Source organism: Paenibacillus helianthi, assembly GCF_001909055.1.
GTDB classification, from domain to species: Bacteria; Bacillota; Bacilli; order Paenibacillales; family Paenibacillaceae; genus Paenibacillus_AQ; species Paenibacillus_AQ helianthi.
In genome coordinates this window covers 187812-200909 of sequence record NZ_LVWI01000002.1, presented here as the reverse complement: position 1 = coordinate 200909, position 13098 = coordinate 187812, and the positions used below count along the sequence as shown (strand labels likewise).

The 13098-nt window shown below is 49.4% G+C and carries 9 protein-coding genes; 8 read left to right on the top strand and 1 reads right to left on the bottom strand.

What is annotated here, in order from left to right; genetic code table 11:
- The first annotated feature begins 12 nt into the window (after positions 1–12).
- The 7 genes from A3844_RS03675 to A3844_RS03645 all read left to right on the top strand — a co-directional run bounded on the left by A3844_RS03675 (position 13) and on the right by A3844_RS03645 (position 10057).
- Entirely contained in the window at positions 13–924 is a 912-nt protein-coding gene (locus tag A3844_RS03675; protein ID WP_074085549.1) for a carbohydrate ABC transporter permease, read from the top strand.
- A 132-nt stretch (positions 925–1056) separates the two neighbouring features.
- Entirely contained in the window at positions 1057–2583 is a 1527-nt protein-coding gene (locus tag A3844_RS03670; protein ID WP_074106655.1) for a response regulator transcription factor, read from the top strand.
- 27 nt (positions 2584–2610) lie between these two features.
- Positions 2611–4419 carry a sensor histidine kinase gene (locus tag A3844_RS03665; RefSeq protein WP_074085547.1) on the top strand — a complete coding sequence of 603 codons (1809 nt, stop codon included), beginning with the start codon at positions 2611–2613 and terminating at the stop codon, positions 4417–4419.
- Positions 4412–5932, top strand: a complete 1521-nt coding sequence (locus A3844_RS03660; RefSeq protein WP_074106654.1) for a response regulator — start codon at positions 4412–4414, stop codon at positions 5930–5932. Before A3844_RS03665 ends, A3844_RS03660 begins: the two co-directional genes overlap by 8 nt.
- Positions 5933–6027: 95 nt before the next feature.
- Entirely contained in the window at positions 6028–7044 is a 1017-nt protein-coding gene (locus A3844_RS03655; RefSeq protein WP_074106653.1) for an endo-1,4-beta-xylanase, read from the top strand.
- 46 nt (positions 7045–7090) lie between these two features.
- Positions 7091–8518 (top strand): glycoside hydrolase family 43 protein, encoded by a 1428-nt coding sequence (locus tag A3844_RS03650; RefSeq protein WP_074106652.1) that lies wholly within the window; start codon positions 7091–7093, stop codon positions 8516–8518.
- 27 nt (positions 8519–8545) lie between these two features.
- A complete protein-coding gene (locus A3844_RS03645) occupies positions 8546–10057 on the top strand; it encodes a glycoside hydrolase family 43 protein (RefSeq protein WP_074106651.1) in 1512 nt (503 codons plus the stop codon).
- Positions 10058–10085: 28 nt separating this feature from the next.
- Here A3844_RS03645 and A3844_RS03640 read toward each other — a convergent pair whose 3' ends face one another.
- Entirely contained in the window at positions 10086–10964 is an 879-nt protein-coding gene (locus tag A3844_RS03640) for an AraC family transcriptional regulator (protein WP_074106650.1), read from the bottom strand.
- A 129-nt stretch (positions 10965–11093) separates the two neighbouring features.
- On the opposite strand from A3844_RS03640, the gene A3844_RS03635 reads away from it, so the two are divergent.
- Positions 11094–13076, top strand: coding sequence for a glycoside hydrolase family 31 protein (locus A3844_RS03635; protein ID WP_074106649.1), 1983 nt, complete (start codon positions 11094–11096; stop codon positions 13074–13076).
- Positions 13077–13098 lie beyond the last annotated feature (22 nt).

Genomic DNA, 13098 nt, shown 5'->3' with positions numbered 1-13098 from the left:
GAGGAAGCCCATATGAAAGCTGTGACGAAAAGTTCAGGACGCATTGAGCCGATTGTCTTTCATACAATCAACACGATATTTATGCTCTTTGTGGTTGCCATCACGCTCTATCCATTCCTCCACACGCTGGCGGTTTCTTTAAATGACGGCAGTGACACTCTTGCCGGGGGAGTATATTTCTGGCCCCGTGCCTGGACCTTAGAGAACTACAGAGCCGTCTTTATCACAGGGACGATCTATCATGCCGCTTTTATCTCCGTGTCCCGCACGCTGCTCTCGACAGTATTAGGCGTTTTTCTGACTACGATGCTAGCGTATACACTGGCGCAGAAGCAATACATTTTCCGTAAAAAAATAAGTATGCTGTTCATCCTGACCATGTATTTCAATGCCGGACTGATTCCGAATTACTTCCTTATTAAAGAGTTAGGCCTGCTTCATAGCTTTATGGTCTATATTCTTCCAAGCATGGTCAGCGCGTTCAACCTGATTATCCTCCGGACGTATATCCGGTCCCTTCCAGGCAGCCTCACAGAGTCGGCGAAAATCGACGGGGCGGGAGAATTCAGAATCTTCTGGAAAATCATCTTCCCGCTGTGTACTCCCGTGCTGGCAACCGTAGCTCTATTCATCGCCGTAGGCGCATGGAACTCATGGTTTGACACGTTCCTGTACGCTTCATCGGATATCAAACTGAGTACACTGCAATATGAAATGATGAAGCTGCTCGGTTCCACCATGAGCACGAACAACGATCCTTCTGCGCTGGCAGGCAATCAGCACAATCAGATGCAGGCCCTGGTGACACCGGCTTCCATCCGTGCAGCCATCACAATTGTTACGGCAGTGCCGATTTTGTTCGTTTACCCTTTTTTGCAGAAGTACTTCGTGGTAGGATTAAATTTGGGTAGTGTTAAAGAATAAATGGATAATAATTATTTAAATGGTTAATATAAGGGATTATACCGTTTCGGCAGCAGCCGAAGCGGTTTCTCCTGTTCCACAAGGCTTAGCTTTCTGTAATCAAAAAAATTAGAAATAAAGAGGGTGATGCCAATGCTTAAGGTGCTGTTTGTCGACGATGAGCCGCTGATGCTTGAAGGATTGCGACTACTGGTCGACTGGGAGGAACTGGACTTTGAAGTGTGCGGCGAGGCCCTGGATGGCGAAGATGCGCTGCAGCTTATTCATAGCACACGGCCTGATTTGGTCATAACCGATGTACGTATGCCTGTGATCGATGGCCTTGAACTCATTAAGATATTTGCTGAAAGCGATTTCCAACCGAAGTTCATCATCTTTAGCGGTTATGCTGACTTTGAGTATGCCAAGGAAGCCCTTAGATACGGTGTATCCAATTATTTGACCAAACCTTTAGATGAAAGAGAATTGACAGAGGCACTGCAGACTGTAGCCGAACAAATACGCGCGGAGCGCAAGCTTGCTTCACGGCAGGAATTAGTTTCCGCTTTTATACAGGCGGAGACCGTATCCCGTCTTCTCACGCGGGAGAATGCTGAAGAAGAAGCGGAAGAGGCACTTCAGGTGCTGGGTATACACCCCGGCTCCCGGATATGCTGTGTATTGGCCCAGGGGGATTCGCTCGACAGCTCACACTTGCGAAGCCAAGTCTATTCCATGAGTGTCAAGGAGATGTTCCGTAATCTATCCGTATATCTTTTTATGGCCGGAAGCCATAAGCATGGCTATTTGCTGGTTTCTCCGCCGGAAGGCCCGGAGCTTGACCCAACGATGCTGGAATACTGGTTCAATGAAATGCAGACTCAATATAGCGGTCCGGTTTTTTTCTCGGCAAGTCTTGAGCATCGCGGTACCGCATTTCTGAATGTGGCCTATCATGAAGCGCTCGCGGCTGAATTATGCCGATCAGATTTGAATAACTGCGAGACTGGTTTCTTCCAGGAGCAGGACAAGGATCAAATGGCGCTGCTTCCGGCGGGGCTGAAGAAATCGCTGCTCCAATCGGTTACCGAAGGGCAGCTTGACCCATTAAGCTCCCAACTGAGCGATGTCTTTAAAATTTTCTCGGCGGATAGTACTTCAAGTGCATGGATCGATGCCTTCTTGAGCAACATCAAAGCTGAACTGCTCCGTGAAATAGATGTAAGGGGAGGAGACTCGGCAAGTTGGGCGGATAAATGGTTTCCACCCCGGGTAACCGCTTGCTGTTTGCCGCTGCTTGAGCAGCAGACGAAGGAGGATCTGTACGAGGTTGCCGAATGGTTCGCCTCAGTGGACAACCATCAGGAGGACCTGCTCGTTACAGCGGCGATCGACTATGTCCGGGAGCACTATCAGAAGAAGCTGAAGCTGCAGGATATTGCGAAGCATTTACATGTGAATTCTGCCTATCTGGGACAACGAATCAAGAAACGTTATGGCATCTCTTTTAACGAATTTCTTCATGAATACCGAATTGAAAAAGCCAAGAAACTGCTGCGCCGGACGGATATGTGCATTTCGGATATCTCGGAGCGTGTGGGATATTCGGATGCGGATTTGTTCGCTGCCAAGTTTAAAGCGCTGAATGGCGTCTCGCCTTCGGTGTACAAGAAGGGCTAATTCAAGGGAGAGGAGGAGGGGAACAGCATGAAGGGCAAAAGGAAACCCTCAGCCATCGTCAATGATATCCCGCTCAAATACAAATTTCTGTTTATCTATTTGCTATGCGTTCTTGTCCCTATACTCAGTATTAACGCCCTCTTCTATGTCCAGATCAGCCGTAATGTGGATGCCCGTGAAAGAGAGAACCTTGAGATTTCCGTAGACCGGGTGGTCTATGATTTTATGCAAATTGTGAATGAATGTGTGGCGATAAGCAACACGGTTGCAGCAGACCGTGCCTACAATGAAATCATGGATTATACCTATCCCGATAACGAGGCTTATTATGATGCCTACAACAGTGTTCTGAGGGATAAGATGTGGCAATATAATAACCTGCATTCCTATATTTATTGGATGGGCGTCTATACTACCAATCCGACGATTCAGAACGGCGGCAGTTACTTTATTCTGTCAGACAACGATAAGAAGAGTGAATGGTACCGTAAAATAACCAGTGGCTCGGACAAGGTGCTATTAACCTCTTATCAGGGGACTAACCCGCTCAATCCGCCTCAGCAGGAAGTGTTTGTCAGCCTTATCCGCAAGTTGGATAACTTTACCGGACAGCCCTACCGTAAGTATTTGCGAATCGATCTGAGGTTGAACAATGTGCAAGAGCTGTTCAAGAAGGAACACGACTATTTGCAGTTCAAGCTCCTGGATGAGAAGAACCGTGTGGTGCTGGAATCGGATCATTCCTATTATTCCATGGATAAAAACGTTTTATTAAACATGGACACGGATGACAGTCAATCGTCCAAGCAGATTGTCCGTACTTTGGGCAATGCGGGATATACGAAAGGCTGGAGGCTGATCGGAACTCCGGAAGGCAGAGTGGTCAATCATGAGATGAGCCGTGCGCTACGGCTATCGCTGATTTTTGCTGTGCTGACCGTAATTATTCCAACTCTGCTGATCATTGTGATTATACGATCCTATAATCTGAGGGTGAGATTGCTCTACAGACATATGAAGCTTGTCAAATATGAACAGTTCGAGAGCATTGATATGTATGAGGGAAAGGACGAAATCGGCGGTCTCATCCGTAGCTTCAATCTGATGACGGAGAAAATCCGCAATCTGATTAATGATGTGTACAAGCTGGAAATTCAGAAAAAGGACCTCGAGCTGGAGCAGGTAAGAGCTGAGTTGAACTATCTGGAAAGTCAGGTGGACCCGCATTTCCTTTTTAATACGCTGAACGCCATACTGGTCATTTGTAAGAAATACAAGTATGAAGAGGTCACCGATGTGATCCGGAATCTGGCCCTTATTATGCGCAGGCTGCTGAGCTGGAAGGACGATCTGATTACCGTCGGGGAAGAAATATCTTTTATTGAAATGTATCTGCAGATTGAAAAATTCCGCTTTCAGAGCCGGTTCACGTACGACATTGATATCGACCCTTCTGTACTGAATTGCCGGATTCCCAAAATGAGCGTCCAGGCACTGGTGGAGAATTCCTGCAAGCATGGTCTGCAATCGGTCAAAGGTGCAAGGAAGATTCACGTGTCTGCTTCCATGAACGACGCATCTTTAATCATTGTTGTGACTGACAACGGAAAGGGAATCGGCAACGAGAAGCTGGAATGGATCAAGTCCCACCTGCAATCAGACCAGGACTCCGGACAAAATGTCGGGCTCCGAAATGTCTATAGACGCCTGATGATGTATTATGACAGCCGCGCCGGCTTTACCATTGAGAGTACCGAGTATGAACAGACGTCGATCACAATTCAAATCCCCATAGACTTGGCATTAGACCCAAAAGTGGAGGAATCCCATGTTTAAAGTGGTTTTAGCGGATGATGAAACGATTGCATTAGAGGGATTAAGAACGTTGACCGATTGGGAGGAGCTGGGCTTTGAAATCTGCGGCGCATGTGAGAACGGGGAAGAAGCGTTAAGCATGGTGGAGGAGTGTTCGCCAGATCTTGTGATTACAGATATCCGCATGCCCGGCATCGATGGATTAGAGCTAATCAAGCAAGTACGCGATTTGGACATAGAGCAGCCCATTTTTATCGTCCTCAGCGGTTACGGCGAGTTCGAATACGCACGGACAGCACTCCGTTATGGGGTAAGACACTATTTGCTGAAGCCTGTCATTGATGCGGAATGGGAGAAGGCGCTTGCTGACATTACGGATGAGCTGGAAATGCGTGCCAAGCACAAGATGCAGCAGGACATGCTGGCGAGCCGGCTTCTTCCCGTTGCGATCGCCCGTATGCTCGAAGGGCAGTGGACGGAGCCGGAAGAGGAGATTGCCGAACTCATGGATCGTCTGGACGAGGCGGTTTCGGGTTGGACTTATATACATGTGAATGGCCCCAAATGCAATATCACGGAAATCTGCCGGAAGTTCGCTGGGGTGGTGGGTGCCTTGTTCATTGATTTGCCCGGCGATCAGGCGGGGCTTGTTGTGGAGAGCTCGGCGCGGGCAGCGGAGCTGGCTAGGCGGGTATATACCGAATTGTCTAGGAACAGTGTAAAGGGATATGTGAGCATCGGGCCGAATGTGCAGTCACTACGGGAGCTGCCCGTAGCCTATATGCTGGCTGCTGGGGCTGCCGCCCGCCATCTTTTCTATTCGGAAGCCAGCGGCCCCATTGATGCAACTTTGGATGCCCGGAGCCAGCTTAGCTATCGTCTGCCTTCCGCAGATCTGACAGAGGAACTGATGGGCGCAGTTGAACGATTGCAGGAGCAGAAGGCTTGGGACCAATTGAAGGAAATGTTCAGTATGTTTGAACGGAATAGAACTGCGCCTGAGGTTGTACAGATGACCAGCATCGATATCATGCTGAAAAGTATGGAGCTGGTGAAGGAGTTCGGCGGGAAGGCTGAGCAATGGAGTGATTCTTTTGAGTTTTTTAGAACCAAGCCCAAGTCGCTCGCAGTGCTGGAAGACATCCTTAGGCAATTGTTGAATTCATGTATGGAATATATCAAGCAGCATAAGGAGCGCGGATCCGAACATCCGCTGATACAGGTGGAATACTTTTTGAAGGACAATTATTCCAAACCATTGACTGTAAAAGAGATCGCAGAGCACTTTTATATCAATCCGGTATACCTGGGCCAGGCGTTTATTAAAAAGAATAATATCAGCATCCTTGAATATATTCATAATTTGCGCATCGAACAAGCCAAGAAGCGGCTAATTGAAACGGGCGAGACCGTCAGGAAGATTGCAGAGAATGTGGGTTATGTTCATTACCATCATTTTTTAAGAGAGTTTGAAAAGCGGACCGCACTGAAACCAGTCGCTTACCGCAACCAGGCTGAAGCTGAAAAAGGATGAGTATGCTTCTTTAATTTGGTAATGGTAAACGCATACAAAAGCGATATTATAGACTTAACTGTCTGTTCTACATTCTAATTAGGAGGTTATACAAGATGACACAGGCAAATAGCGGGTTACCCGCATTGCATGAAGTGTTCCGGGACGCCTTCAAAATGGGCGCTGCGGTCAGCATGGACGTTTTATCTGCTCAAGCGCCTTTCATTGCTAAGCATTTCAACAGCATTACAGCTGAAAATGTGATGAAGCCTCAGGAAGTCCAGCCGCAAGAAGGGATCTTTACCTTTGATGCAGCCGACCGGATTTTTGAGTTCGCTAAGGCCCATCAAATCGCAGTCCGGGGCCATACACTTCTCTGGCATAACCAGACAGGAGATTGGATGTTCCGCAATTCAGAGGGGGAGCCGTGCACCAGAGAGCAGCTGCTCGGCCGTCTGCAAACCCATATCAACGCTGTTGTGGGCCGGTACCGCGGGCAGGCTTATGCCTGGGATGTAGTAAATGAAGCCATTGAGGATAAATCGGACCAATACTTGAGGGATACGAAATGGCTCGAAATCCTTGGAGAGGACTATCTCCGTGAGGCTTTTGAAATGGCCCATCAGGCAGACCCGGGCGCCTTGTTGTTCTACAACGACTATAATGAGACCGATCCTGTCAAACGCGACAAGATCTTCAAGCTGGTCCGCAGTTTGCTCGACCAGAATACACCTATTCACGGGATAGGCATGCAGGCACACTGGAACATCTATGGCCCAACCATTGACGAAATCCGCAGTGCGCTTGAGTTATATGCTTCTCTTGGCCTTAGAATCCACATTACCGAGCTTGATCTCTCCATGTTCCGGTTCGAAGATCAACGGGCTGATTTGAAAGCGCCAACAGTTGAGATGCTGAAGCTTCAGGAAGAACGTTATGCGGAGATTTTTGCCGTTCTGCTGGAATACAGAAAGGTCATTGATTCCGTTACGTTCTGGGGTGTAGCTGATGACTATACCTGGCTGGATGGTTTCCCGGTTCGCGGGCGTAAAAACTGGCCATTTCTGTTTGACGTACAACAGCAGCCCAAAGCCTCGTTCGGGCGGCTTGCCGATCTGGCTGCCTCGATATGATAATACTTGATGAAGTTCGGGAAATTCAAAAAATGGAGGACTTAGAATGGTATTTCAATTGAATCAAGCCATAGGAAAGGTTCCGCCTAACGGGAATCCGGTGGTTGCGAACCGATATGGGGCCGATCCGTATGCCCTGGTATTTGGAGACCGGGTCTATTTGTACATGACCCACGATGCACTGGAGTATGACGGGAACGGTACGATCAAAGAAAATACTTATAGCAGTATCCGTAAGATTGCGGTAATCTCCTCCAGTGATCTAGTCAACTGGACTGATCATGGCGAAATTGCAGTAGCAGGGCCGGACGGAGCGGCCAAGTGGGCTACCCAGTCCTGGGCGCCTGCGGCGGTCCACAAGGTGATCGGAGGCAAGGATAAATTCTTCCTGTACTTCGCCAACAATGCCAGCGGTATCGGCGTTCTGACAAGTGACAGTCCGGTGGGACCGTGGGTTGACCCTATTGGAGAGGCACTTATTTTGCGGTCCACTCCAGGAGTTGAGGATGTAACCTGGCTGTTTGATCCGGCGGTCCTGGTGGATGATGACGGCAAGGGCTACATCTATTTCGGAGGCGGAGTGCCGGAAGGACAGTTCGCCGAGCCTGGCACAGCACGGGTCATGATGCTGGGGGAGGATATGACCAGCGTAGTAGGTACTGCTGAGGTTATTCCCGCCCCGTTCATGTTCGAGGATGCCGGGATACATAAGCGGAACGGAGTCTACTACTATACCTACTGCTCGAATTTCTATGACGGGGAACGTCCGGAAGGCAGTCCTCCTGCGGGTGAGATTGCCTATATGACGAGTGACAACCCAATGGGTCCCTGGACATACCGTGAGACGATATTAAAGAACCCGGGGCATTTTTTCGGAGTGTCAGGTAATAACCATCATGCGATATTCCAATTTCATGATGAATGGTACATCGCCTATCACGCGCAAACCTTGTCCAAAGCACAGGGCATTGCGAACGGCTACCGTTCAACGCATCTGGGCCGCCTTTTCCATAATGGGGATGGTTCCATTCAGCATGTGGAAGCAGACTATACAGGTGTACAGCAAATCAAGTCTTTGAGTCCGTATCAACGTGTTCAGGCGGTGACGATAGGATGGAGTGCGGGCGTAATGACGGAATTCGAGGCGGCAGTGGGAGACCGGATTGTAACGGATATTGGCAATGGCGACTGGATCGGGTTATCCGGGGTCGATTTCGGAAGTAAAGGTGCCGGAGCATTCAGTGCTTCTGTCATAAGCCTAGAGGGCGGCGGTATGATTGAGCTGCATCTGGATGACCCGGCAGGTCTATTCGTTGGGGAACTGCCTGTTCCCGCTACGGATGGAACGGAGAATCAGATAGAGTTAAAGACGGAGGTTAACAGAGCGGAAGGAATCCACGATCTGTATCTGGTGTTCACCGGAAAAACTGGGGTTCCATTATTTAAGCTTGTATCATGGCAGTTCGTGGAGTAGAGGAGTTCATACAGGGAGGGCTGTACAGTGAATACCGCTATTATAACCAATCCTATCATGTGGGCAGATGTTCCCGATGTTGACGTCATCCGAGTTGGTTCTATATTCTATATGGTCAGCACGAGTATGCATTCCATGCCGGGCTGTCCGATTATGAAATCAGTTAACCTAGTGAATTGGGAAATTGTAAATTATGTATTTGATACCTTTGAGGATAATGATGCCCACCGGCTGCTGGACGGGAAAGGTATTTACGGAAAAGGCTCCTGGGCGGCATCGCTCCGTCACAAAGACGGGGTATTCTATGTTTGTTTTTCATCCAATGACATGGACCAATTCTATATCTACCGCACGGAGGATATTGAACATGGAATATGGGAGCGTTCGGTGATACCGGGGCTTCACCATGACCCGGGCCTGCTGCTGGATGACGATAGCCGCAATTATGTGATCTATGGTAATGGGGATATCCGGATTAAGGAGCTGACAGAATATCTTACGGCTGTAAAGCCGGGGGGAACCGATCAATTGCTGCTCGAAGGCGACCGGACTGACATCGGTCTGCGGATTGAAGGCTGTCATGCGTACAAGTTGAACGGTTATTACTATTTGTTCTTTATTGAATGGCCGAGAACCGGAAATATGCGCAGACGTCAAATATGCTACCGTTCACGGGAACTTCTGGGTCCCTATGAACGGGAAATTATTCTGGATGATGACCTCGGCTACCATAATAATGGTGTGGCTCAAGGCGGTATTGTTGATACCCCGGATCATGATTGGTATGCTGTGCTGTTCCAGGATCATGATGCTGTCGGGCGGATTCCCTGCGTGCTTCCTGTGAGCTGGGAGAACGATTGGCCGATCATCAGGAATAATGGCTCAGTACCTCAAGGTATTGAGACAAAGCTTCCTGTGGCGGAACCGAAGCCTCTGGTCATCAGCGATGAGTTCGATTATGAGAGCAACCGGCTGGCCCTGAACTGGCAGTGGAACCATAATCCTGACCATGGGCTGTGGTCTGTGACAGAGCGGCCGGGCTATCTGCGGCTCCGCACCGGTCCATTCACAGACAGTATCCTATTTGCCCGCAATACGCTGACGCAACGTACGGAAGGTCCGGCCTGCAGCGCGGAGACAGTGCTGGAGATCTCGGGAATGAAGCCCGGTGACCGGGCAGGAATGGTAGCGCTGCAGAACGGGTTTGGTACGGTAAGGGTCGCAGCCGGGGAGCCAGGACAGTTCAGTATTGATATGTGTGTTAACGGCGGCGACGGCAGCGAGGTGGCGGTGGAGAGCATCGTGTTCACCGGTGAACGGGTGTATCTCAGAATTGACTTCAATTTTGAGGATAGCCTCGACCAGGCGCAGTTCTTCTATTCGGAAGACGGGACAGTGTGGAAGCCAATCGGCCGGACGCTGCATATGAAATTCACGCTGGATCATTTTATGGGGTATAGAATTGGACTCTTCCATTACGCGACCCATCAGTCCGGCGGGTATACCGATTTCGATTATTTTCATTTTATTAAGCCCTAAAGATTGAAAAGGAAACAGCCCGCTATGGTCAGATAAAATGCGTTATGTAGACGCTCGGAGTCATAGCGGTGATCCTTTTGAACATCCGTCCAAAGTACGTCAGGTTAGAAAAGCCGACTTTATAGGCAACTTCCTGGATAGAGTGCCGGTTAAGCTGAAGCAGTCTGCAGGCTTCATGTATCCGAAGCATATTTACATATTCGATTAACGTTTTTCCAGTGGTTTTTTTGAATAAATGACAGAAATAATTGGGTGTTACACAGCATATCCGGGCAGCTTCCTCTACCGTCAGCGGTTCATGAAAATGGTTGCTAAGATGGATCAACACAGGCTGAATCCCTGTCTCCCCGTGCGCTGCCTTTGAGTTTGGAGAGGTGAATTCCGCCAGTGGATAAGCGAGGCCCAGGGAGGAGAAAAGATCGCCTTTTATGCATAGTTCATAGCCAAAGGTTTTGTTCTGATAGCTGAGAATAATGCGTTCCATACATTCCCTGATAGACTTGGTAACCGGTTCATGAATGAGGTAGAAGGCGGGCAGCAGAATCTCACCGGCCAGAAGCGGACGGATGTACTGGATTTCAGTATAATCCCTCATTCCATTTAGCAAGGCTTCGTTAAAGACGATTGCATACAACTCACTGCCATCCTCTGTTGGATAAGCGGCATGGATCTGGGGCTGGCCGACAAAGGCGACCTCTCCCCTCACTAATTCACTGGAATTTGGGCCGACTTGGACCCGGAAGCTGCCTTTGGTAATCAGAATCCATTCGAGATGGTTATGCCAATGGGGCGGAATAATGCTCCGGTCCGGAAAGTAGATATGAAAAACGTTGATCGGAAACAGATTCTCCGGAATGTCAGTGTGCTCTTTTTTCCACGGATAGGGCTGGTCTTCGAAAGATTCCACGATTATATACTCCTCCAATAAAACGTAATATCGTATGATAGATGCGTACTTTTATGTGTAGTATGGCGGTTCTGCACTCTTTATAATGTGGTTGCAACCTTATTATAGAACTGTTGGAGGTATCGTGCTATGTTTCGTGAAGAGAATGGAAGACTGATTAGAGAATATGACCATGAAAGAGTCTGGATCGAACCTTGGGGTGAACATGCGCTGCGTGTCCGGGCTTCCTATTCGGAGATCACCGATGATGATTGGGCGCTCTTGCCTGCACCGGCGATTAAATGTGAGGTAACCATCGATAAGGGGAAAGCGACGATTGTTAACGGAAATATCAAGGCGGAGATCACTGACAAGGGGCAGATTTTCTATTATAACCAGCATGGCAAACTATTGCTTAACGAAACGGAAGATACCTATCAATTAAAATATGGAGGAAGAGAACTCCGGGCCATTCCCGGCGGCAGTGATTATTCCGTGAAGCTCCGGCTGGAAGCGGATCCTTCGGAGAAGCTGTATGGCATGGGGCAATACCAGCATCAATTCTTGAATTTAAAGGGCTGCTCCTTGGAGCTGACCCACCGCAACAGCCAGATCAGTGTTCCGTTTGTACTCTCCAGTGCCGGTTATGGCTTTTTGTGGCACAATCCGGCAATCGGGCAGGCGCATTTCAGTCTGAATGTTACGGAATGGACGGCCCCCTCGGCTAAACAACTGGATTATTGGATCACAGCCGGTGATACTCCTGCCGAAATCGAGGAAGCCTATGCCAAGGCTACCGGAACGGTACCGATGATGCCGGACTACGGCATGGGTTTCTGGCAATGCAAGCTTAGGTACCGTACCCAGGAAGAATTGCTGGAGGTGGCCAGGGAGTATAAACGCCGGAATCTGCCTATCGATGTTATCGTGGTAGACTTTTTTCACTGGACGAATCAAGGGGACTGGAGATTTGACCCCGATTACTGGCCTGATCCTGAGGGGATGGTGCAAGAACTGCAGGAGCTGGGGATAGAGTTAATGGTCTCCGTATGGCCGACTGTACAAACAGAGAGCGAAAACTATCAGGAGATGCTGGAAAAGGGATATCTGCTCCGCTCCGACCGCGGTGTCCGCACCCAATTCCAGTTTCTTGGACAAAACTCCATATTTGATGCAACCAACCCTGAAGCCCGCCAGTTTCTATGGGGACTGATTAAGCAGAACTATTATGACAAAGGCATACGGGTATTCTGGCTCGATGAGGCAGAGCCTGAACTGACTGTCTACGACCACGATATTTACCGTTACCATATCGGCTCCAGCAAGCAAATTGGAAATATTTATCCGGTGAAGTTCAGCCAGACCTTTTACGACGGAATGTCCGCCGAGGGACAATCGGGCATCATCAATCTGGTGCGCTCCGCTTGGGCGGGAAGCCAGCGATATGGTGCTCTCGTATGGTCCGGAGATATACACTCCAGCTTCAGAGTTCTGGGCATTCAGGTGAGAGCTGGCCTAAGTATGGCTATGGCGGGCATTCCTTGGTGGACAACGGATATCGGCGGCTTTCACGGCGGCAATCTGGAAGACGCTTCGTTCCGTGAGCTGATGGTGCGCTGGTTCCAATACGGTGCGTTCTCTCCGGTTTTTCGGCTTCATGGCGACCGCCAGCCTTTTGTTCCGCCTACCGGGACGAAGGGGGGCGGCGTATGCGGCAGCGGCTCGGATAATGAGGTATGGAGCTACGGGGAAGAGGCATACGACATATTCAAGGAATTCTTGCAGGTCAGAGAACGGCTGAAGCCCTATATCTCTGGTTTGATGAAGGCTGCTCATGAGAAGGGGACACCACCGATGCGTCCTTTGTTCTATGATTTCCCTCAGGACCCGGAAGCCTGGGAAGTGGAAGACCAGTATATGTTCGGTCCCGATCTCCTAGTCGCCCCAGTGCTGTTCGAAGGTGTAAGGGAGCGCAAGGTATATTTGCCGGCAGGATCCCATTGGACCCATGCCTATACCCGTGAAAAATTTGCAGGCGGTCAGGTCATCCTGTCGGATGCGCCGCTACATCAGATTCCCCTGTTCTTACGTGATGATTCGGCGCTGCCTGTCCTTGGTGAACCCGGAAAATAGAGAGGGGCTGCCCAAGCTGAAC